The sequence below is a fragment of the Kosakonia radicincitans DSM 16656 genome (assembly GCF_000280495.2).
Lineage (GTDB): Bacteria > Pseudomonadota > Gammaproteobacteria > Enterobacterales > Enterobacteriaceae > Kosakonia > Kosakonia radicincitans.
In genome coordinates, this window is the sequence record NZ_CP018016.1 from 4,063,586 (window position 1) to 4,084,162 (window position 20,577).

A 20,577-nucleotide genomic window follows, 5' to 3' on the forward strand; every position below is an offset into this window, starting at 1 on the left:
TAATTAATAATAATATTAAAACATACCCAGTGGCTTCACCAGCGCTTTTAAAAATATAGGATTTTCCTTGATTCTTTATTACGATGAGCTTGCTGTGCCATGTTGGCTTATCAGGTAAGGAAGAGATGGATAACAGAATACAGGCAGCGATCACGCTGCGAAAACAGGGCGAGTACGAACAAAGCCGCCAGGCGCTGAAAGTGCTTGTCGCGGAACCGACGCTACGCGCGCTGGCGTTGCTGAATATCGCCTGGTCGTATGATAACGAAGGTAATGAGCAGGAAGCAGAGCATTGGTACCGTGCCGCACTGGAAGCGGGGCTGACAGGCGAAGATGAATTTGAAGCCCGCTTTGGCCTGGCCTCAACGCTGCGCTGCCTGGGGCAGTACGCGCAGGCGAAAATCCTGTTTGAAGAGATCCTTACCCACTGGCCGCAGGCTACAGAGGTAAGGCCATTGTATGCTTTGTGCCTGCACAATCTCGGCGAACATCAACAGGCGGTCAGCTTGCTGCTTAACTGTATTGCGCAGCACCCGGATGCGCGCACCGCGCCTTACGCCAGAGCGCTGCGCGAATACGCACAACGCCCTGAAGGTTGAGCTACCGATGCTGTTTCTGCGCTTGCCACAGCGCCATGACGCTGAGGAATACCGTCACCATCAGATACAGCCCCGGAGCGAAGTGGCTACCAGTGGCGCTGATCAACAGCGTACAGATAAACGGTGCGAAACCGCCAAACACCGTTACCGCCACGTTATAGCTGATCGACATGCCGCTGGCGCGGGTCGATACCGGGAAGATATCGGCCATCAGCGACGGAATGGTCGAGAAGTAAATCGATTTCAGCAGCGCCATCCAGCCTACCAACAAGGCCAGTGACAGCGGCGTGACGTTCAGGCTGGTCAGCCAGAAAGCGGGCAGTAGCGTGAACGCCATCAGCACCAGCGCCACCCACAGCAACTTCACGCGACCAACACGTTCAGCCAGCAGGCCGCCAATTGGCGTTACCACTGTCAGGATCACCCCGGCCAGCAGCGTGGCGCTATACGCGGAGGACGGCGGCAAACCCAGGCTTTTCGTCGCCCACGTCGGCACGTAGTTGAGCATATAGTTGATCGCCGTCGAAACCACCATCAGGCCAATCGCCAGCAGCACCAGTCGCTTCTGCGCGCCGAGCAGCAGTTTCACCGGATGGGCAGGTTTTTCTGCCTGAGCGTAGGCTGCCGGTTCATGAACATGACGGCGGATCCACAGCCCGACCGGGCCAATCAGCAGGCCAAAGGCAAACGGAATTCGCCAGCCCCACTCCTGCAACTGCTCCGTTGTCAGCCACTGCGCCAGCCCCAGACCAAACGCGGAGGCCAGCAACGTGCTCGCGCCCTGCGTGGCAAACTGCCAGCTGGCGATAAAAGCTTTGCGTTCGGGAAAGTGTTCCACCAGAAACGCCGTCGAACTGCCAAACTCACCGCCCGCCGAAAAGCCCTGAATCAACCGTGCGACCAGAATCAACAGCGGTGCGGCAACGCCCAGCGTGGCATAGCCGGGCATAAACGTGATCATCGCGCCGCCGAGCATCATCAAATTGATCGACAGCAGCAGCGACGCTTTGCGCCCGTGTTTGTCGGCATACGACCCCAGCACAATCGCGCCCAGCGGGCGGATCAGAAAGGCGACGCCAAAGCTGCCAAAGGCCAGCAGCAGTGACACTGTCGGGTTAGCGGTCGGGAAAAAGACATGGGCGATATAGCTGGCAAAAAAGCCGTAAACCGCAATATCAAACCACTCCAGCGCGTTGCCAATACAGGTAGCGAAAAGAGTTTTATAGAGGCTCGGACGGGTACCGCCCTGATCCATTTCTCGAGCCAACGTACTCATTGCGCACCTCCGGCCTGATGTAAACGGTGGCGCGCCAGCAGCTCTGCGCCCTGCTCGCCTAAATCCCAGAATAAACGCGTCATGATCGCCAGCCCTTCGCGGGCGATGGCGACCGGCAGATGCTCATCCGGCGCATGCTGGCCACAGGCCGGATAAGAGTGCGGCACCCACAGCGTCGGCAGACCTAAAATCCCGGCGAACACATCGTTGGGCAAGGAGCCGCCGAGGTTTGGCAGCAGCGCCGGTTTGTTGGCGCTGGTCTCCGCCATCGCCTCCAGCACCCAGTGCACCAGCGGATCGGTCGGGTCAAAGCGGGTTGCTGGTGTACCACGCACTTCACTGAGGGTGACCATCGAAAAGCCGTGCGCATCGAGATGCGCGCGCAGCGCATGTTCCAGTTGTTGCCAGTCAGTGCCAACAACAAAACGTAGCTGGCAGACCGCCGTCGCGTGGCCGGGAATAGCGTTCATCGGCTGCGCCGGGTTGCCGGTGAGAAACGACAGCACTTCCAGCGTGTTCCAGCCAAACAATTTCTCGGCAGCAGTTAAGCCCGGCTCACCCCAGTTTGCATCGGTCGCCGGATCGTTTTTACCGCTCGCAGGCGTGATATCCGCGAGGATCGCTTTCAGTTCCGCTGTCAGCGCGGGTGGTTTCAGCGCGGCAATCTGGATTTCGCCTTTGCCGTCCACCAGGCTGGCGATGGCGTTCGCCAGTTGCGTTCCGGGGTTGCTCAGCAAACCGCCCCAGTTACCGGAGTGGTAATCTTTGGCGCGGGCATGAATGGTCAGACGGAAGTTGGCGCAACCGCGCGAGCCAAGAAACAGCGTCGGGCGATCGGCGCTCAGGCGCGGGCCATCAGAGGCGATAAACAGGTCGGCGTTAAGGCGCGTTTTTAACTGCTTGCACACCTCCGCCAGCCCCGGCGAGCTCATCTCTTCACCCATCTCGCACAGCCAGACGCAGTTAAAACCCAGACGCCCGTTACGCGCGTGATACACCTGCGCCAGCGCCGCCAGATTCACCGAGTGCTGGCCTTTGTTATCCGCCGTACCACGCCCATACCAGTTGCCATCGCGCTCGGTCAACGTCCATGGCGAAAGCCCTTCGGCCCAGCGTTCATCATCGCCAAACACCACATCGCCGTGGCCGTAGCACATCACCGTCGGCAAGGCGGGATCTTCCTGATAGCTGGCAAGCAAAAATGGCCGCGCGGCGTTCACCGGATTCGCGATGATCTCGGTTTGAAAGCCCATTTCGTGAAACGCCGGAATAAACGCCTCGTCGTAGTAACGACGTAATGCTTCGTCGCGATCGGTGCGCTGGCTCTCACTGGGGATCGCCACGCGTGCGGCAAGCGTTTCTTTGAAGTGGCCGCTATCAAACCACGCCAGCGCCTGCGCAATAATTTGTTGTGTTGTCATGTTGTTTGCCCTGTCTGATTTGCTGCCGATGGCGCAAATATCTGTTGTTGTCTTTTTGTTCTAAACCAGAACAGAGCGTTGCCACAATAATAATAATTGCAACTTAGCGTTGCCTTTTTGATAAGTGTGAGTTGCACAATTCCAGAGCAATACAGGAAGGGGTTTAAGTAAGAGAAATGCCTGACAAAGAGAATAACGCCATCGCAAAGAGGGCTAGTTTCACTGCAAACATCCGTTCCATGTGCCTCTACGATCCGGGGTAAGATGCCCCCTAATAGCTATCGATAAAACTGCCCTGAATTCTGGCTCCAGCCGATCCAGCGAAGCGGCTTTTTTTCAATGCATCTTGCTGCTACGGGCATCTCATCGAAGCAAAGCAGATCCGAATCTTCATCTGTTCCTCTGTCGATACGATATCCGTCGCCAAAATCCATAATAAACACTGCCAGAAGCCGTCTTTAGATTTGTGAGGAATTCCGTACTTCGCTTTTATCATCGCCTTATTGGCTTCCCACCAGGCTATCTGCCTGCTTTTCAGGTACGGGAAATGTCTGACGAGAATAATATTCCTGTGCACCGCCACTATCTCAACAGGAGTCAGATACTGCCAGAGCAGATAGCCACAGGCCGCAACCGCAGTTGATAACCGCGCCATCAAGCGCGACCGGAACCGTACCAAACTGGCGCTTCATCGTGCCTTCGCCGATGGAGCCGATTTTACCGCAGGCCGGGCAGACTCCCGTTTTGTCACCTATCCGTAGCGGAGCAGGTGCCCCGATCCAGTACGATCCCTGCAAACTGCTGTAACAGGTTGCTCCGGTTGTTGTTTTGTCCCCGTGATGCCCCTGCCCAATACCGTCAATCTCATCCCGCCACATAAAACCACCTCATCCGCAAGGTTATTGTTGGCGATAATACTTCAATATCAGACAGATGAAAAATAGCCAGCAAGACTTTGCCGCCAAATTGTGCGCTGGATTCAGGAACCTCAATCCGACAAATCCGGGCGGGGCGGCATCCTTTCGCATCCGCTGGTTCAGGCCTGTTCCCCCCGGTTTTACTCGCCCTGTGCGGCCCGTTGATATCAGTACAAAAAACAACTTTAACGTGCAATATTCTTCCTTTCCCCAATGGAGCCTTATCGCAATGCTGACCAATGAACTGCGCTACTTTTTCGCGGTGGCGACCTCCGGCTCGCTGAGCACCGCCAGCGAGCAACTGTTTGTCGCGGGTTCCGCTATCAGCCGACAGATTCAGAAGCTGGAAGCTCGCCTTGGCGTCACGCTGTTTGAGCGCCATGCGCGCGGGATGGTGCTGACCGATGCCGGGCAAATTCTGGCTAATCACGTGCGTAAAAGCATGCGCGATATGGAGTTTGCGCTGGCAGAAATTCAGGGGCTAAAAGCGGTACGCAAAGCACTGGTGCGCATAGCCTGCACCGACGGCATGGCGTTTGATCTGCTGCCCGGCGTGCTGGCGCGCTTTCGCCAGCAGCATCCCGGTGTCAATTTTGATTTGCAGGTTGGCACAGCATTGCAGGTGGCGCAGTGGATCCGCCATAACGAGTGCGATGTCGCGTTTCAGTTCAGCCTGGCGCCTGAGCGCGAGGTGGAGATCATTGCCGCATGGCCCGCGCCGGTCTTGCTGTTGCTCGATGCCGGACATCCGCTAACACAACAGGCGAGCGTCACCCTCGACGCGCTGCATCACTACCCGCTGGTGCTGCCGGAAGCCGGAACAACGATTCGCCAGTTGTTCGATCTCTCCTGCCGGATGGCGAACACCTTTCTGGAACCGGCGTTCAGCAGCAATAACTTCTCGGCGCTGTATGAGTTTACCCGTCATACCGCGCAGGCAATTACTGTATGCAGCCATTTCAGCGTACTGTGGCGCGCCCGGCTGGATGCAATGACACTGAAAGCCATCAATAACACCTCGCTCAGCCAGCGCTCGTTACAGATTCAGGTACCGGGCAGCCGACACCGCCCGGCAGCGGTAGAAACTTTTCTGCAAATGGCCACGCAGATGCTCGGCGAGGAGCACAGCAAATGGATGGCGCAACTGGCGTAACGATCAGTGCGCCGCGTCGGTTAGCCCGTCGATAATCACCTGCTTCATCCCCTGCGAACAGGGTTCCACGCGCCCGCGCACGCCATAGACCTGCGCCAGACTTTGCGGAGTGATCACCTCATCAGGTTTGCCGTTGGCTAACAGCTTGCCCTGCTTGAGAATCAATACATGGTCGCCGTGGCGCAGGGCGATATTGATATCGTGCACCACCACCACCGTGACAATGTTGCGTTGCTGCGTTTCGCGCTTCACCAGATCCATGACATGGAACTGATAGTTGAGATCCAGCGCACTCAGCGGCTCATCCAGCAGCAGCAGCGACGGCTGGCGGATCAGCGACTGCGCCAGCCCCACTAACTGTTTCTGCCCGCCGGAGAGCTGATCGAGAAAATGCAGCGCCAGATGCTCGATTCCGAGCTGGCGCAGCAACGTCATCACTTCCGCCTGTTTTGCCGCGCTGTGCAGGCCGCCAGAGGCGCGCTGGGCGACGATGATCGACTCCAGCACATGCAGATGCACGCCCGCCGGTAACGACTGCGGCAGGTAGACCACCTGCTCCGCCCGTTTGGCAAACGGCTGGCTCAGCAGATCGACATCATCCAGCAGCAACTCGCCCTCGGCTTTGTTCAACCCGGCCATTGCCCGCAGCAGTGTCGATTTCCCGCTGCCGTTCGGCCCCAGCAGAATGGTGACTTTGCCGCGCGGCAGCTCAGCGATATTGAGATCGTGAATAATCTGCCGTTTGTGATAGCCCGCGCCAAACCCGCGCAGGCTCAGACCGCTGTGGCTCATACACTCCCCCGGTGACGCACGATGATGGTGATAAAGAACGGTACGCCCACCAGAGAGGTGACAATGCCGACCGGGATAATGACGCCGGAGATCAGGTTCTTCGAAACGATGGATGCCAGCGACAGCACCAGCGCGCCGATCAGCGCACTGGCCGGCAGATAAAAGCGGTGATCCTCGCCAAACAGCAGACGCGCAATATGCGGCGCTACCAGGCCGATAAAGCCAATCGGCCCGACAAATGCCACCGACAACGCCGACAGGATACTGATACGCAGCAGCGTTGCCAGACGCAGACGACGCACGTTAATCCCGAAGCTGATGGCCCGGTCTTCGCCGAGGCGCAACGACGTGAGTTTCCACGAGCTAAGCATTGACAGCGGCATAATCACCGCCAGCGCCAGCAGCAGAATGCCGAGTTTCTCCCACGACGCGCGGGCAATGCTGCCCATCGTCCAGAACACCAGTCCCTGCAAGGTATCTTCGTTGGCAATAAATTGCAGCATCGACACCAGCGCATTAAAGGTGAATACCAGCGCAATGCCGAACAGCACCACACCGGAGGTCGCCACCTGCGTCCAGCGGGTGATGCCATCCAGCAACAACGCCGCCAGCAGCGCGAAAATAAAGGCGTTTGCTGAGATAAACCATTGCGCCGGAATGCCCGGAATACCAATACCGAGCACAATCGCCAGCGCCGCGCCGAACGCCGCCGCCGACGAAACGCCAAGCGTAAACGGGCTGGCAAGCGGATTATTGAGGATGGTTTGCATCTCCGCACCAGCAAGGCCGAGCGTCAGGCCGACGATAATCGCCATCAGCGCGTACGGCATGCGAATATCCCAGACAATCACCCGCGTCCCGGCATCAACGCTGGCCGGATCGATCAGCGTATGCCACAGCGTATCCAGCGGCAGGCCCGACGGACCAAGGGTAAAATCGAGCAACATCGACGCCACAATCAATACTGCAAGCACAACCAGCAGGCTGACGCGGCGGCGCAAAATCGCGCGGTAGTTGAGCATCAGGCCGTCGGTCTGTGACGCCCCCGGTTCAATAGTAGTACTCACGGTTATTTACTCTGCTGCCAGCTAAAGACGAAATTGTCGTCCGGCAGTTTGGTGAAGTTTTTGATGATGTGGTGATACGTCGCATCCGGATTGAGATCCGCGAAAGCCTGCGGATAGATATCTTTCGCCAGATACTCCATCCCCACAATGTTATATGGATGGTTGTAGAAGTGGTGATAAACGCCATAAACGTGTTTCGCCGCCACCGCCGGGATCTGGGCGACGCCGGTACGCTGCAACAATACCTGCGCCTGAGCATTCACCTCCTGCGGCGAGGTTTTCAGCCCCAGCGGCAGTACCTGGCTGTTACCACGTTTCGAGCCGGTCATGATGTAAACATCCGGGTTTTCGCTAATCACCTTCTCCAGCGCGATAAAACCGCTGGCGCCTGGCAATAATTCAGAACCGATATTTTTCGCGCCGACGGCTTCCACCAGCCCGCCCCAGCCGCTGTGGCCGTGGGTAAAGCAGCAGGCATCGGTATTACCGGCCAGCGCTTCAACAAACACTTTCGCCTGCGGTTTGATGGCCGCGGTTTTCTGTTCGATGGCGGTTAACTGCTGGCGATAGTAGGTGGTATACGCCGCCGCATTGCTCTCGCGATTCAGTATTTTTCCCAGCAGATCGACGCTGGAAGCGGTATCTTTCACCGGATTGACTTCATAATCGATAAACAGCACCGGAATATGCAGCGCCGCCAGCTTGCTGAGCACACCGCTATCGGCGAGCGCCGGTTTAGCCCGTAGCTGGGCAACCATCAGATCCGGCTGTTTGGACAGCACACTTTCCAGATCGACGTTACCTTTATCGCTAAAGCCCATATCCATAATGCTGGTCGCTTCCGGCCACCGGGTTTTCAGCATCTCCCAGGTGGCAACATCCTGTTTTTTCGCGAGGTTATTCCACGCCACCAGGCGTTTAAACGGATCGTCACGATCGAGCAGCGCCATCGCCATAATGTCGCGACCATCCTGCAAAATCACGCGCTGTGGCTCGTGCGCAATGGTCACTTTTTGGCCGGAAAAATCGGTCACTGTCAGGGGATATTGTGTAGCGTGAGCCAGCAGCGGAACGGCGAGAAAAGCGGCGAGAACGAGCTTGCTGATGGATTTTCCTTGCATAAAAAACAACCTTGCTGAGAGTTGGATTGTAATGATTTTGATAATTATTATCATGTTAAACTAAATGAATCATATACAACACCAATAATTCGTTGTACCGCAACCCCGCTTTAACATCCTGATCCGTTTTCTGTTTCGCTGACATAATTTATTACGGATTATCATCAGGCTGATGATTACCCTCGGTTTTTTTCTTAATTCCCGGAAACACTCTATGAAATATTCATCCTTGTTGCTGCTTGCCTTCCTCACCATGGCGCAGGCTGAAGACAATGCCGTCCGGCTTAACTGCCCAACTCGCGGTAATATCACGATCTCCTTTTTCAACTACCATCTGATCACCATGAAATGGGGCGACCATTTTCAGGTCGCGGCGGGCAAGGAGCGCAACCATACCAAAGCGGGCGTGGCATTCTGGAGCACCACCTTTGGTAACGGCGACGATTTGGCTTTTTTCCCGGATTCGGGCCAGTACTACCTGTTTTATGCCGGGTCGGAAGATCCGGAGCCGTGCCGGGAAACCAGCCGTTTTGTCTATCCGGTGATCACTCCGCCACGCTACGACAAGCGCAGTAACGAGCCGGAAAACCAGGCGAAAACTACCGATAATGATGTGATAGTGCAGCGCCCGGAGGCATGAATTAGCCACCGGGCATTATGTCAAATAGCGCTAACGCTTATCCGGCTGGCGAGTGCTCCGCCAATGCGTTATTTCGGCTCGAACACGCCGTTTGCCACCTCCGCAGGCGTCACCACGCCGCTGTCAAGCACCCAGCCGCTGATAAGCGCCGCAGGCGTCACATCAAACGCCGGGTTGTAGACCTGCGCATTCTCCGGCGCCCATTGCACCGCGCCGAAACTGCCCGCCACGCCAGTCACTTCCGCAGCCGCACGCTGCTCAATCGGAATCGCATCGCCATTCGGACACAGCGGATCGAGCGTGGTTTGCGGCGCGGCAACATAGAACGGAACATGGTGGAATTTCGCCAGCACCGCCAGCGAATAGGTGCCGATTTTGTTCGCCACATCGCCGTTAGCAGCAATACGATCAGCGCCGACCCACACCGCATCCACCTGCCCTTTCGCCATCAGGCTGGCGGCCATCGAATCGGTAATCAGCTGATAAGGCACGCCCAGTTCGCCCAGTTCCCAGGCCGTCAGACGACCGCCCTGCAGCAGCGGACGGGTTTCATCCACCCAGACATTCGCCACTTTGCCCTGCTGATGCGCCAGCGCAATCACGCCGAGCGCCGTGCCGACACCTGCTGTCGCCAGCCCGCCGGTATTGCAGTGCGTCAGCAAGCGGCTGCCAGGAGTAACCAGCGCGCTGCCCGCCTGCGCGATGCTGTCGCACAGTTGTTTGTCTTCATCAATAAGCCGCAGCGCTTCGGCGCTTAACGCGCTAACAAAGCTCTCCTGCGCCAGCGCTCGCTTCATACGATCAAGGTTGTTCATCAGATTGACCGCCGTCGGACGCGCCGCGCGCAGCGTTTCCAGCGCCTGCGCTAACTGGTCGCGGTTTGCGCCCTGTTCGGCCAGCAGTGCCAGCAACAGGCTGGCGGAGAGGCCAATCAACGGCGCGCCGCGCACGCGCAAAGCGTGAATATGGCCGACAAGTTCCGCTACCGTATCCGCCGACAACCAGCGTTTCTCCTGCGGAAGCGCCTGTTGGTCGAGAATAAATAAGTGATTGTCGGCGACTCGCAGGCTGGTGGTCTGTAATGCGTGCATATCGTTAAATCCCTGTTGCGTTGTTGTATCGTATTGTGTCAGGATGACGTTCAGATGTATAGACGTCTAAATGGCTTAATCAGCAAAAAGAGGATCGAGGCAATGTCGCAATACCGTACCTTCTCCGCCCGTGATGCCGTGGCGTATGCACAACAATTTGGCGGCCTGGACAACCCGTCCGAACTGGTGGACGCGCAGGAAGTGGGCGACGGTAACCTCAATCTGGTGTTTAAAATTTTCGACGCGCAGGGCGTCAGCCGTATCATCGTGAAACAGGCGCTACCTTATGTGCGTTGCGTCGGCGAATCCTGGCCATTAACGCTGGACAGAGCCAGGCTGGAAGCGCAAACGCTGGTGGAACACTATCAGCACAGCCCGCAGCACACGGTGAAAATCCACCACTTCGACTCGGAACTGGCAGTGATGGTGATGGAAGATCTCTCCGACCATAAGATCTGGCGCGGCGAACTGATCGCCAATGTCTATTACCCGCAGGCGGCCGCGCAACTCGGCAACTACCTGGCGCAAACCCTGTTCCACACCAGCGATTTCTACCTGCATCCGCATCAGAAAAAAGCGCAGGTGGCGCAGTTTATTAACCCGGAAATGTGCGAGATCACCGAAGATTTGTTCTTCAACGATCCGTATCAGATCCACGAGCGCAACAACTATCCGGCGGCGCTGGAAGCGGATGTTGCCGCCCTGCGCGACGACGTTCAGCTCAAGCTGGCCGTTGCGGCGCTGAAGCACCGTTTCTTCTCTCACGCCGAAGCGCTGCTGCACGGCGATATTCACAGCGGCTCGATTTTTGTGGCCGATGGCAGCCTGAAAGCTATCGATGCTGAGTTTGGTTATTTTGGGCCGATTGGCTTCGACGTCGGCACGGCGATCGGCAACCTGCTGCTCAACTATTGCGGTCTGCCAGGGCATCTGGGCATTCGCGATGCCGCTGCGGCACGCGAACAGCGCCTCGCCGATATTCAGACGCTGTGGACCACGTTTACAGAGCGCTTCCAGGCGCTGGCAACGGAAAAAACCCGCGACGTGGCGCTGGCGCAGCCCGGTTATGCTTCGGCTTTCCTGAAAAAAGTGTGGGCCGATGCGATTGGTTTTTGCGGCACCGAACTGATTCGCCGCAGCGTCGGGCTGTCGCACGTGGCGGACATCGACACCATTAAAGATGAAGAGATGCGCCACGAATGCCTGCGCCACGCTATTTCGCTCGGCAAAGCGCTGATCGTGATTGCCGAACGCATCGACAGCGTGGAAGAGCTGATCGCGCGGGTGCGCCAGTATTCGTAAAACCATCCGGCAAATATTGTTCCCCAATATTAAATGCCGGGTGGCGGCTACGCCTTACCCGGCCTACTCAGTCTCGGCTCTACAGCAACGCATTCGCTATTTCCAGGCACATCCCATACAGCAATGGGGTTGCCCCCCCGCTCGAAATCGGCGAACCGGAGCACAGATGACAAGGTCTGGACGCCATGGATGGCGGCCAGAGGCGAGTCGAGACACGACGTCGAGTCGAGCCGACCGCAGGCAGATGTGCGGGAGGTGAGCGCAGTGCGCAGCACCGATTTCCCGCGGGGCCGCGGGGGATTGAAAAGGGGGAGCGCGGCGGCGCCCCCTTTTCCCGTTCACGTTCCACATAGATTATGTGTCTGCCAAACGTCTGGTGAACGGAATCCCTTCTCATACGCCGAATTAGCGGTTTTGCCGAATAGCGGCTTCGCCTTAACCAGCCTGCGTTTTACCCCAGATACTCAATCACCGACAACCCGCCGTTGTAATCGGTGCTGTAGATAATCCCCTGCGCATCAACAAACACATCGCACGACTGGATCACGCGCGGGCGTCCTGGCCGGGTATCCATCATCTTCGCGGGCGCGGCAGGCACCAGCGCACCCGTTTCCACCGGGCGATACGGGTTGGAAATATCGTAAGCACGGACACCGGCATTCTGGTAAGTGGCGAAAATCAGCGTCGAGCTGATAAAACTGCCGGGACGGTTTTCGTGCAGGTTGTGCGGGCCGAAATGCGCCCCTTTCGCCACATAATCCGTCTCGTCCGGTTGCGGGAAGGTTGAGATGCTGACCGGATTCGACGGCTCGCGAATATCAAACAGCCAGATCAGCTTCTCGCCATCTTCCTGATTGTCGAGCACCGCTTCATCCAGCACCACCAGCAGATCGCGATCCGGTAAGGGCAGCGCGGTATGCGTACCACCGCCAAACGGCGGGCTCCAGTTCCGATGGCTGATCAGCTTCGGCTGGGTGCGATCTTTCACATCCAGCAGCGTTAAGCCGCCGTCGCGCCAGCTTCCGTAGGCGGTGTCACCACTGATAATCGCGTGGTGCAGCGCATAGCGTTTGCCTTCCGGCCATGCGGGCGTTTCGCCGGCCTGCTGGTTCATGCCCGGTAGCCACCAGCGCCCGGCGACCTGCGGCTTGCGCGGATCGGCCAGATCGATGGTCAGAAAAATGTAGTCGGTAAAACCGTCGATCAGCGCCGATACATAAGCCCAGCGCCCGCCAACGTACCAGATGCGGTGGATACCAATGCCATTGAGCGACAGGAAGCTGATTTCGCGTGGTTTATCCGGCATGGAGATATCAAAAATGCGCAGCCCGGCGCTCCAGCCTTTATCCTGCACGTCGCTGACCGTATCGCCTACCGAGCGGGTGTAGTACACCTTTTCATCGGCAAAGCGCGCATCGGCGAACAGATCGCGGGCGTTAATCACCAGCAGCAGATCGTCATGCGCCTGTAAATGCACATTCCAGGTGCCCGGCGGCGCAGGTACGTAGCCTGCGGGTTTCGGGTTTTTCGGGTCGCGGACATCGACAATAGAAAAACCCTGCGACACCATATGGCCGATATACGCAAAGCCGCGATGCACCATCAACTGGACGCCATCCGGGCGTCCCCCCTGATCGCTGTGCCCAATTAACCGCATATTGCGGCTGTATTCGGGACGCGGAAGTTCAGTTGCCATGATTAATCCTTTCCGATGCCGGATTTAAAAATGCCGGATGGCGCTAACGCTTATCCGGCAGTCGTAAGCAATCCTATCCGGCGAAGTTATTTGTTTTTCGCTTCCAGCGTCGCGAACCACGGCGCAATAAAGTCTTCCGTCTGGCCCCAGCCCGGAATGATTTTGCCAAGTGACGCGACGTTCACCGCGCCCGGCTGGCTGGCCAGCAGCGCCTGCGGGATTGCCGCCGCTTTAAAGTCGTAGGTGGCAGGCGTCTGCTCACCGGCAATCTTGTTGGCAATCAGGCGGACGTTCGTCGCGCCAATCAGCTTCGGATCCACCGCCACGCTCACTTTCCACGGGCTGTTAGCTTCGCGCATCAGTTGCAGATCCTGGTTGGAAATATCGATGCTGTAGAGTTTGATCTCCGTGCGACCATTCTCTTTCAGCGCCTTATACGCGCCCTGGCTGAAGGCATCCCAGGTACCCCAGATAGCATCAATCTTACCTTTCGGGTATTTCGCCAGCACCGCGCCGACCTTGTTAGCCGTATCGCCCTGCACATCGGAAGAGACCGCGCCGATGGATTCCAGTTCTTTAATACCCGGATTAGCTTTCAGCAGCTCGGCATAAGTCGCCTGACGACGCTCCATCGGCGGGAAACCGGCGACCCACAGTTTGATAATGTTGGCTTTGCCGTTGAAATCGTTTACCAGCGCACCGAACGAGAGTTTGGTCAGCGAAGCGTCATCCTGCTGGGTGACGGTCACGCCCGGAATTTCACCGTTAACAGCGGTATCGAATACCGACACTTTGATCCCGGCGGCCACCGCTTTTTTGATCAGATCGGTGGAATAGGGATCGCGACCCTGCGACAGGATAATGCCGTCATACTTCTGGCTGATCGCCTGATTTACAAAGTCCTGGAATTTGGCATCGTCGCCATTGCTCAAAAAGGTACTGATTTTAAAGCCGAGTTTTTTACCTTCCTGTAAGGCGCCGGAGACGAACTGCGTAGTGTTATCGTCCGAGCCAAGGTTACGGATCAGCGCAATGCGCACCGGGCCGTTGTGATTGGCGATGGCATCCGGCACCGGCGCTGGCGTGGCCGCATGGCCCGGAAGCGCGCTCAGTAACCCCAGCGCTAACAGTGAGAGTGCAATTTTTTTCATGTCTGTTTTCCCCTGAAAATTAACGACGCTGGAAGTAAGTCAACGCAAGAGCACTGGCCAGCACCAGCCCCTTAATAATGTCCATTGCATAGTAGGGCACCGACAGCATCACCAGCCCGTTTTGCAGCACGCCAAGGATCACCGCGCCCACCAGCGTGCCGAGCGCATTCGGTTTACCGGAACCGGCGAGCGAAAAGCCGATCCACGCCGCTGCCACGGCATCCATCAAATAACCGCCGCCCGCATTCACCTGCGAAGAGCCAATACGCGAGGCGAGCAGAATGCCGCCAAGGCCCGCCAGCAGCGAGGCAATAACGTAGGCCGCCACTTTATAGCGCGTGGTGCGAATACCCGACAGGCGCGCCGCTTCCGGATTGCCGCCAATGGCATACATCCGGCGGCCGTGCGTGGTGAGCGACAGACCGAGCTGCGCCACTACCGTCACCACCAGCATAATGATCACGATCGTCGGCACCTGGCCAAGCAGGCTAAACGCGGCTGGGATCGTCCCTTCCGCCATATCGCCGCTCGGCAGCACCATATTTTCCGTGATCGAGCCGCCGTAGCTGTAGGTCATCGCCACACCCTGAATAACAAACAGGCTGCCGAGCGTCGCCAGCATGTCGGGAATACGCAGCACCACAATCAAAAAAGCATTGAACAGGCCGACCAGCGTACAGAGCGCCAGAGTAATAACGATCGCCTCCGTCGTGCCGAAGCCGTGCCAGACAAACAGCGAAATCACCAGCGCATTCGCCAGCGAAGCCGTTGACCCCACGGAGAGATCAAAGCCGCCGATTGTCAGCGAAATCGAGACGCCTACGCCAATCACCGTCACAATGGCGATTGAGCGTAAGATATTGATAATATTGAATGGGTCGAGGAAGTTGTCCGACGCGAGGCCAAAAATCGCGATCAACAAGACCACGGTGAGCAACATGCCCCATTTATACAGAAAATCAAAAAACTGCTGGCGGGGCGTTACCGCCGCATTGACTGACAGGGCCTTACTCACAGCGCCGTTCCTCCGGTGGAATAATAAAGTAATGTCTCTTCACGGGCCTCCTTACCCGCCACTTCTGCTACGATGCGTCCGTCCCACAGCACACAAATCCGATCGCACAGCCCAACCAGCTCGGCGAATTCACCTGACGCATAGATCACGCCTTTCCCTTCCCGCGCCAGCCCGTCAATTAACTGGAACAGGTCGGTCTTCGCTTTCACATCCACACCTTTGGTCGGCTCGTCGAAAATCACCACGTTAGCGTTACCGCGCAACCACTTCCCGATGGCCACTTTTTGCTGATTACCGCCAGAGAGGCGGCGCAGCGTCTGCGCCGGGCCGGTAGTGCGAATGCCGACACGGGCAATCACCTCTTCCGCCCAGCGCCAGGCCAGGCGATGACCAAACAATCCCCAGCGTGAAAAGCTGTTATCCGCGCTGATGGCGAGGTTCATGCTGATCGGCTCATCAACAAAAATGCCCTCTTTGCGCCGCTCTTCCGGCACCAGCGCCAGTCCACGTATCACCGAATCAGCCGGATCGCGCGGTCGCCACGGCTGGTTATTCAGCTCGCCACGATTGATACGGCTTTTACTTGCGCCAAACAGCGCCTTGCACAATTCGGTTTTCCCCGCGCCCGCCAACCCGGCGATGCCCAGAATTTCGCCTTTGCGCAGGCGCAGCGAAATATCTTTCAACAGCCCTTCGTCGTGCAGACCGTCAATACTCAGCAGCACTTCATCGCTGTGCGGCGGGCGCGCAGGCGGATAGATATCGCTTAATTCGTGGCCGAGCATCTTCTCGACAATCTCTTCGCCGCTCAGCTCCGCCATCGGCCCGGATTCAATCAGCTTGCCGTCGCGCAGCACCGTTAAGGTGTCGCAAATCGCTTTCAGTTCATGAATGCGGTGCGAGATAAACACTACGCCAATGCCCTGCTGTTGCAGGCGTTTCACCACGGTGAACAAGCGCTCACTTTCATGCTGATCGAGCGGTGCGGTGGGTTCATCAAGAATCAAAAAACGGCAGTGGTGCGACAGCGCCCGCGCCAGCAGAATTTGCTGCTTCTCCGCCAGCGTGCAGCTATCAATTGAGCGCTTTACATCAAGCTGAACGTCAAGCTGCGCCAGCGCATCACGCGCCTGCTGGCGGATCTCATTCCAGCGGAAGCGGTGCCCGGTTTCCGCCAGCGTATCGAGCATAATGTTTTCGGCGATGCTTAAACCGGGGATCAGCGCAACATCCACTTCCTGCTGCACCAGATGGATACCGAGTTGTTTGGCGTCGCGCGGGGTGCGAATGGACACCACCTGATTGTTGATGCTGATTTCACCTTCGTAGTGATCGTGCGTACCGCACAGCACCGCCATCAGCGTCGATTTCCCCGCACCGTTTGCCCCGGTTAAGGCATGCACCGAGCCGCCGTGCAGGCTGAAATCCACTTGCGACAGCGCCTTGAAGCCGCCAAAGGCCAGGCTAATGGTGCGCATTTCGAGGTGGTTACGGCTCATGGTGCATGAATCCCTGCAATTAATAGATTGATTTAACGAATTTTTCACAGCCTCGCTTGACTGGCAACGACGGAAAATGCATAAGATAAAGCAAAATATTATTAGCCATCCGGATGTCCAGACATAACATCGGGTTAGCAAACACGCACAAGGACACTACACATGAGCAACACTGATATTCGCGTCGTACCCGGCCCTGCCAATTATTATTCCCATGCCGGAAGCCTTGCGCGTTTGCACGACTTCTACAGCGCAGAGCAGCTCTCACGCGCGGTGTGGATCTACGGCGAACGCGCTTTTGCCGGGGCCAAAGCCTTTCTGCCGCAAGGGTTTAATGCGCCGGGCGCAAAGCACATTCTGTTTCAGGGCCATTGCAGCGAACGCGACGTGGCCGAACTGGTGCAGCAATCCGGCGATGACCGCGCAGTGGTGATTGGCGTTGGCGGCGGAGCACTGCTGGATACCGCCAAAGTGGTGGCGCGCCGCCTCGGTTTACCGCTAGTGGCTATCCCGACCATTGCTGCGACCTGTGCGGCCTGGACGCCGCTGTCGGTGTGGTACAACGATGCCGGGCAGGCGCTGCATTTTGAGATTTTCGACGACGCCAACTTCCTCGTGCTGGTCGAGCCGCAAATCATCCTCAATGCCCCGGCGGAGTATCTGCTGGCGGGCATCGGCGATACGCTGGCGAAGTGGTATGAAGCCGTGGTGCTGGCACCGCAGCCGGAAAACCTGCCGCTGACCGTGCGGCTGGGGATTAACGGCGCACTGGCTATCCGCGATGTGCTACTGGAAAGCAGCGAACAGGCGCTGGCCGATCAGCAGCGCGGCGAAGTGACGCAGGCATTTCGTGATGTGGTGGACGCAATCATTGCTGGCGGCGGTATGGTTGGCGGGCTGGGCGAGCGCTATACCCGCGTGGCGGCCGCACATGCCGTGCATAATGGCCTGACGGTACTGCCGCAAACGGATAAATTCCTGCACGGCACCAAAGTCGCTTACGGCATTCTGGTGCAGAGCGCCCTGCTCGGCCAGGACGATGTGCTGGCGCAGCTAATCGATGCATATCAGCGCTTCAACCTGCCCACCACGCTGGCGGCGCTGGAGGTGGATATCAACAATCACGCCGAGCTGGAGAAAGTGATTGCTCACATCCTGCGTCCGGTGGAATCCATCCACTACCTGCCGGTAAACCTCTCCGCCGACACGCTGCGAGCGGCGTTTGAAAAAGTCGAAGCGCTGTCGCGCTAATCATAGTGCCGGATGGCGCTGGCGCTTATCCGGCCTACGGTTTCGGTGCTTGCCCCGGCAGGTAGCGTGTAAGCCGGATAAGGCGAGGCCGCCATCCGGCAATAAGCTGCGATGCCAGACAAAATACTGGCTGGCGCTTATTCTGTTTATCCTGGTTGGAAATCCTGCTACGTAAATCGGAAAACATCTTTCATCGTGCCTCCCCGACAGACAGTCAAAAAAGAGGTTGAATCTCTTCCACCTAATCGCTACGATTTTTTAAAAATCACACTGATTGAGGTGTCCAAATGCCTGGGACGAAAGTACTGACAGCGCATGTACCTATTGAACTCGCCGATAAAGTCGATTTACTTGCCGAAAGCAGCGAACGCTCGCGGGGCTGGATTATCAAGCGTGCGCTCGCGGAATATATTGAGCGTGCAGAATTACGCCAGGCCATGATCCAGCAAGGCCTGGATGCCGTTGAACGCGGTGAAACTGTCAGTCATGCAGAAGCGGCAACCTGGCTTAAAAGTCTGGGGACGGTTAATCCAATGCCGCTGCCAGGCGTTAAAAAACGGGGATGATAAATGCAGTTAGAATGGACGCGACTCGCTCTTCAGGATGTAGAGAGACTGTCAAAATTCCTGTTTATCCAAAACCCTGAAGCCGCCCGCAAAGTTGTCATCATGTTGGCTGACGCCCCTGAAATGCTCTTGCTCCACCCACAAATAGGCCCGCCGGATGAAAGCTGGTATCCGCGCGAAGTCCGTTCTTTGTTTGTTGGCAGTTATGAAATGATTTACGAACTGACGGACAGCCATATCATCATCCTGCGAATCTGGCATACAAAAGAAGACCGTTAGCGCTCATTGCCGGATGGCGGCTTCGCCTTATCCGGCCTGTGGTTTTATCCGTCGTATGAACGTATCCGCCCCACTCATGCAGGCCACAGCCCCATCGCCATTCGCGCGATGCCGAGCAGCGTTTCGCGACTGGCGCCGTCCCGCGCCTGAATCGACATCCCCTGCTGAATGCTGACATACAAACGCGTTAGCGCGTCGATATCGGTTGATGGCGGTAATTCGCCGCACTGCTGCGCTTCACTCAGGCGTGCTTTCAATAGTTCAAAGCCGCTATTACGCAACTGCTGAACCCGCGCGCCGAGCCGTTCGTGACCTTCGCTGGCGACGGACGACAGCGTCACCATACAGCCATGCGGCAAATCACTGCGGGTTAAGGTTTCCGCTGAACGCTCCAGCCACTGCGCAATCGCCTTTTTTGGTGACGGCTCGCTCTCCATGCCGTTCCAGATATGCGGTGCCACACATTCTTCGTAGTGCTGCAACACCTCGTCGTAGAGATCCTCTTTGCTGCCGAACGCGGCGTACAAGCTGGGGGATTTAATCCCCATCGTCGCATAGAGATCATTCATCGACGTCGCGGTATAACCCTTCTGCCAGAAGAGTTTCATCGCTTTGTTCAGCGCATCCGTGCGATCAAATTCACGGGGTCTTCCACGGCTCACTTCGCTACCCTCACATTTTGTGCTGATCGGTATATTAATAATATTGACGAATATATGGAAGCATGATTATTTTAATTATGTATCAATCGACACATAATTCAGGAGCCACTCATGTCACACTCACTTGCAGGTAAACGCGCACTGGTCACCGGTGCGAGCCGCGGTCTGGGGAAAGCCATTGCCTTAACGCTGGCGCGCGCCGGGGCGGATGTCGCCATCACCTGGGAGAAATCCGCGGAGAAAGCCGAAGCAGTTGCCGCAGAAATCCGCGCCCTCGGGCGTAACGGCGTTGCTATTCAGGCCGACAGCGCCAGGCCGGAGGCGGCACGCACGGCGGTTGCGCAGACGGTAGAACAACTGGGCGGGCTGGATATTCTGGTCAATAACGCCGGGATTGCGCGCGGCGGTTTGCTGGAAACGATGTCGCAGGAAGATATCGATGCGTTGATCAACGTGAATATTCGCGGTGTGGTCTATACGACACAGGCGGCCATCGCCCATCTGCCGAAAGGCGGGCGCATTATCAATATCGGCAGCAACCTTTCCGACCGCGTACCGCTGGGTGAAATTGCGATTTACTCGATGACCAAATCGGCGCTGAACTCGTTAACACGCGGACTGGCGCGGGATCTGGGGCCGCGCGGCATCACCGTCAATATGGTGAAACCCGGCTCGACAGAAAGTGATATGAACCCGGTGGACGGTGAAACCTCCGATGCGCAGCGCCGCTTGATCGCGCTGGGCCACTACGGTGAAGCGCAGGATATCGCCGAGGCGGTTGCCTTCCTGGCCAGCCCGGCGGCGAAGCAGATCACCGGGGCCGATATTGTGGTGGATGGCGGTGCCAACGCGTAACGCCAGCAGAGGCGGCGCGTCAGCAGCAGCGCGCGCCGCCTTTACCGCCGTAGCGCGCATCCTGGCGTTCGCGGAAAAACTCCTCGTAGGTCATCGGCGTCTGATCCGGGTGCGTAACGCGCATATGCTCAACGTAGTTGTCATAGTCCGGCACGCCAATCATCATCTTCGCCGCCTGGCCCAGGTATTTTCCGGCTTTCGAGAGCGTATCAAACATCTTTTCC

23 protein-coding genes are annotated in these 20,577 nt (G+C 57.2%); 8 read left to right on the forward strand and 15 right to left on the reverse strand.

The window, feature by feature from the left end; genetic code table 11:
* The first annotated feature begins 125 nt into the window (after positions 1–125).
* Positions 126–599, forward strand: coding sequence for a tetratricopeptide repeat protein (locus Y71_RS19645; RefSeq protein WP_007373796.1), 474 nt, complete (start codon positions 126–128; stop codon positions 597–599).
* Position 600: 1 nt separating this feature from the next.
* Here Y71_RS19645 and Y71_RS19650 read toward each other — a convergent pair whose 3' ends face one another.
* From Y71_RS19650 to Y71_RS19665, 5 genes are all read right to left on the reverse strand, one after another.
* Positions 601–1,875 carry an MFS transporter gene (locus Y71_RS19650; RefSeq protein WP_007373795.1) on the reverse strand — a complete coding sequence of 425 codons (1,275 nt, stop codon included), beginning with the start codon at positions 1,873–1,875 and terminating at the stop codon, positions 601–603.
* Positions 1,872–3,296, reverse strand: a complete 1,425-nt coding sequence (locus Y71_RS19655) for a M20 family metallopeptidase (protein ID WP_007373794.1) — start codon at positions 3,294–3,296, stop codon at positions 1,872–1,874. The genes Y71_RS19650 and Y71_RS19655 overlap by 4 nt, the downstream gene beginning before the upstream one ends.
* A gap of 278 nt (positions 3,297–3,574) precedes the next feature.
* Positions 3,575–3,658, reverse strand: coding sequence for a hypothetical protein (locus Y71_RS31020; RefSeq protein WP_354000867.1), 84 nt, complete (start codon positions 3,656–3,658; stop codon positions 3,575–3,577).
* On the reverse strand, positions 3,649–3,951 hold the full coding sequence (locus Y71_RS31025) for a DUF943 family protein (protein ID WP_354000863.1): 303 nt from the start codon (positions 3,949–3,951) through the stop codon (positions 3,649–3,651). Before Y71_RS31025 ends, Y71_RS31020 begins: the two co-directional genes overlap by 10 nt.
* Entirely contained in the window at positions 3,884–4,174 is a 291-nt protein-coding gene (locus Y71_RS19665) for a PAAR domain-containing protein (RefSeq protein ID WP_007373792.1), read from the reverse strand. Before Y71_RS19665 ends, Y71_RS31025 begins: the two co-directional genes overlap by 68 nt.
* A 268-nt stretch (positions 4,175–4,442) precedes the next feature.
* Here Y71_RS19665 and Y71_RS19670 point away from each other — a divergent pair, with 268 nt between their 5' ends.
* On the forward strand, positions 4,443–5,366 hold the full coding sequence (locus Y71_RS19670; protein WP_007373791.1) for a LysR family transcriptional regulator: 924 nt from the start codon (positions 4,443–4,445) through the stop codon (positions 5,364–5,366).
* Positions 5,367–5,369: 3 nt separating this feature from the next.
* Here Y71_RS19670 and Y71_RS19675 read toward each other — a convergent pair whose 3' ends face one another.
* Genes Y71_RS19675 through Y71_RS19685 form a run of 3 tightly spaced genes read right to left on the reverse strand, consistent with a single transcriptional unit; the run spans position 5,370 to position 8,346 of the window.
* Positions 5,370–6,158, reverse strand: coding sequence for an ABC transporter ATP-binding protein (locus Y71_RS19675; protein WP_007373790.1), 789 nt, complete (start codon positions 6,156–6,158; stop codon positions 5,370–5,372).
* Positions 6,155–7,183 carry a FecCD family ABC transporter permease gene (locus Y71_RS19680; RefSeq protein WP_161518152.1) on the reverse strand — a complete coding sequence of 343 codons (1,029 nt, stop codon included), beginning with the start codon at positions 7,181–7,183 and terminating at the stop codon, positions 6,155–6,157. Before Y71_RS19680 ends, Y71_RS19675 begins: the two co-directional genes overlap by 4 nt.
* A 44-nt stretch (positions 7,184–7,227) precedes the next feature.
* Positions 7,228–8,346, reverse strand: a complete 1,119-nt coding sequence (locus tag Y71_RS19685; protein ID WP_007373788.1) for an ABC transporter substrate-binding protein — start codon at positions 8,344–8,346, stop codon at positions 7,228–7,230.
* 214 nt (positions 8,347–8,560) lie between these two features.
* Here Y71_RS19685 and Y71_RS19690 point away from each other — a divergent pair, with 214 nt between their 5' ends.
* Entirely contained in the window at positions 8,561–8,986 is a 426-nt protein-coding gene (locus Y71_RS19690; RefSeq protein WP_007373787.1) for a hypothetical protein, read from the forward strand.
* Between the two features lie 68 nt (positions 8,987–9,054).
* On the opposite strand, the gene mtnA is transcribed toward Y71_RS19690, so the two are convergent.
* Entirely contained in the window at positions 9,055–10,077 is a 1,023-nt protein-coding gene (mtnA, locus tag Y71_RS19695) for an S-methyl-5-thioribose-1-phosphate isomerase (RefSeq protein ID WP_007373786.1), read from the reverse strand.
* Between the two features lie 102 nt (positions 10,078–10,179).
* Here mtnA and mtnK point away from each other — a divergent pair, with 102 nt between their 5' ends.
* Positions 10,180–11,379 carry an S-methyl-5-thioribose kinase gene (mtnK, locus tag Y71_RS19700; RefSeq protein ID WP_007373785.1) on the forward strand — a complete coding sequence of 400 codons (1,200 nt, stop codon included), beginning with the start codon at positions 10,180–10,182 and terminating at the stop codon, positions 11,377–11,379.
* Between the two features lie 451 nt (positions 11,380–11,830).
* Here mtnK and Y71_RS19705 read toward each other — a convergent pair whose 3' ends face one another.
* The 4 genes from Y71_RS19705 to Y71_RS19720 form a co-directional block, all read right to left on the reverse strand.
* Positions 11,831–13,075: an LVIVD repeat-containing protein gene (locus Y71_RS19705; protein WP_007373784.1), complete on the reverse strand. Its 1,245-nt coding sequence runs from the start codon at positions 13,073–13,075 to the stop codon at positions 11,831–11,833.
* An 86-nt stretch (positions 13,076–13,161) separates the two neighbouring features.
* A complete protein-coding gene (locus Y71_RS19710) occupies positions 13,162–14,226 on the reverse strand; it encodes a sugar ABC transporter substrate-binding protein (protein ID WP_007373783.1) in 1,065 nt (354 codons plus the stop codon).
* A 19-nt stretch (positions 14,227–14,245) separates the two neighbouring features.
* Positions 14,246–15,241 carry an ABC transporter permease gene (locus Y71_RS19715; RefSeq protein WP_007373782.1) on the reverse strand — a complete coding sequence of 332 codons (996 nt, stop codon included), beginning with the start codon at positions 15,239–15,241 and terminating at the stop codon, positions 14,246–14,248.
* A complete protein-coding gene (locus Y71_RS19720; RefSeq protein ID WP_007373781.1) occupies positions 15,238–16,740 on the reverse strand; it encodes a sugar ABC transporter ATP-binding protein in 1,503 nt (500 codons plus the stop codon). The genes Y71_RS19715 and Y71_RS19720 overlap by 4 nt, the downstream gene beginning before the upstream one ends.
* A gap of 162 nt (positions 16,741–16,902) precedes the next feature.
* On the opposite strand from Y71_RS19720, the gene Y71_RS19725 reads away from it, so the two are divergent.
* From Y71_RS19725 to Y71_RS19735, 3 genes are all read left to right on the forward strand, one after another.
* Complete coding sequence (locus Y71_RS19725) at positions 16,903–17,991, forward strand: oxidoreductase (protein WP_007373780.1); 1,089 nt, start codon at positions 16,903–16,905, stop codon at positions 17,989–17,991.
* A gap of 287 nt (positions 17,992–18,278) precedes the next feature.
* The gene (locus tag Y71_RS19730) at positions 18,279–18,557 is read left to right on the forward strand and encodes a CopG family ribbon-helix-helix protein (protein ID WP_007373778.1); all 279 of its coding nucleotides are present in this window, start codon (positions 18,279–18,281) and stop codon (positions 18,555–18,557) included.
* Positions 18,558–18,560: 3 nt separating this feature from the next.
* A complete protein-coding gene (locus Y71_RS19735) occupies positions 18,561–18,836 on the forward strand; it encodes a type II toxin-antitoxin system RelE/ParE family toxin (RefSeq protein ID WP_007373777.1) in 276 nt (91 codons plus the stop codon).
* 74 nt (positions 18,837–18,910) lie between these two features.
* On the opposite strand, the gene Y71_RS19740 is transcribed toward Y71_RS19735, so the two are convergent.
* Entirely contained in the window at positions 18,911–19,498 is a 588-nt protein-coding gene (locus Y71_RS19740) for a TetR/AcrR family transcriptional regulator (protein ID WP_007373776.1), read from the reverse strand.
* Positions 19,499–19,609: 111 nt separating this feature from the next.
* Here Y71_RS19740 and Y71_RS19745 point away from each other — a divergent pair, with 111 nt between their 5' ends.
* Entirely contained in the window at positions 19,610–20,353 is a 744-nt protein-coding gene (locus Y71_RS19745; protein ID WP_007373775.1) for an SDR family oxidoreductase, read from the forward strand.
* Between the two features lie 19 nt (positions 20,354–20,372).
* Here the strand turns inward: Y71_RS19745 and Y71_RS19750 are convergent, their stop codons facing one another.
* Positions 20,373–20,570, reverse strand: coding sequence for a YbdD/YjiX family protein (locus Y71_RS19750; RefSeq protein WP_000460621.1), 198 nt, complete (start codon positions 20,568–20,570; stop codon positions 20,373–20,375).
* Positions 20,571–20,577 lie beyond the last annotated feature (7 nt).

Bases quoted from the DNA above. Each gene is read 5' to 3' on its own strand.
- Y71_RS19655 (WP_007373794.1), bottom strand. From the start codon at position 3,296: ATGACAACACAACAAATTATTGCGCAGGCGCTGGCGTGGTTTGATAGC.
- Y71_RS19690 (WP_007373787.1), top strand. From the start codon at position 8,561: ATGAAATATTCATCCTTGTTGCTGCTTGCCTTCCTCACCATGGCGCAG.
- Y71_RS31020 (WP_354000867.1), bottom strand. From the start codon at position 3,658: ATGCCCGTAGCAGCAAGATGCATTGAAAAAAAGCCGCTTCGCTGGATC.
- Y71_RS19725 (WP_007373780.1), top strand. From the start codon at position 16,903: ATGAGCAACACTGATATTCGCGTCGTACCCGGCCCTGCCAATTATTAT.
- Y71_RS19735 (WP_007373777.1), top strand. From the start codon at position 18,561: ATGCAGTTAGAATGGACGCGACTCGCTCTTCAGGATGTAGAGAGACTG.
- Y71_RS19705 (WP_007373784.1), bottom strand. From the start codon at position 13,075: ATGGCAACTGAACTTCCGCGTCCCGAATACAGCCGCAATATGCGGTTA.
- Y71_RS19710 (WP_007373783.1), bottom strand. From the start codon at position 14,226: ATGAAAAAAATTGCACTCTCACTGTTAGCGCTGGGGTTACTGAGCGCG.
- Y71_RS19750 (WP_000460621.1), bottom strand. From the start codon at position 20,570: ATGTTTGATACGCTCTCGAAAGCCGGAAAATACCTGGGCCAGGCGGCG.
- Y71_RS19645 (WP_007373796.1), top strand. From the start codon at position 126: ATGGATAACAGAATACAGGCAGCGATCACGCTGCGAAAACAGGGCGAG.
- Y71_RS19665 (WP_007373792.1), bottom strand. From the start codon at position 4,174: ATGTGGCGGGATGAGATTGACGGTATTGGGCAGGGGCATCACGGGGAC.
- Y71_RS19650 (WP_007373795.1), bottom strand. From the start codon at position 1,875: ATGAGTACGTTGGCTCGAGAAATGGATCAGGGCGGTACCCGTCCGAGC.
- Y71_RS19685 (WP_007373788.1), bottom strand. From the start codon at position 8,346: ATGCAAGGAAAATCCATCAGCAAGCTCGTTCTCGCCGCTTTTCTCGCC.
- Y71_RS19675 (WP_007373790.1), bottom strand. From the start codon at position 6,158: ATGAGCCACAGCGGTCTGAGCCTGCGCGGGTTTGGCGCGGGCTATCAC.
- Y71_RS19730 (WP_007373778.1), top strand. From the start codon at position 18,279: ATGCCTGGGACGAAAGTACTGACAGCGCATGTACCTATTGAACTCGCC.
- Y71_RS19720 (WP_007373781.1), bottom strand. From the start codon at position 16,740: ATGAGCCGTAACCACCTCGAAATGCGCACCATTAGCCTGGCCTTTGGC.
- mtnA (WP_007373786.1), bottom strand. From the start codon at position 10,077: ATGCACGCATTACAGACCACCAGCCTGCGAGTCGCCGACAATCACTTA.
- Y71_RS31025 (WP_354000863.1), bottom strand. From the start codon at position 3,951: ATGGCGCGGTTATCAACTGCGGTTGCGGCCTGTGGCTATCTGCTCTGG.
- Y71_RS19745 (WP_007373775.1), top strand. From the start codon at position 19,610: ATGTCACACTCACTTGCAGGTAAACGCGCACTGGTCACCGGTGCGAGC.
- mtnK (WP_007373785.1), top strand. From the start codon at position 10,180: ATGTCGCAATACCGTACCTTCTCCGCCCGTGATGCCGTGGCGTATGCA.
- Y71_RS19670 (WP_007373791.1), top strand. From the start codon at position 4,443: ATGCTGACCAATGAACTGCGCTACTTTTTCGCGGTGGCGACCTCCGGC.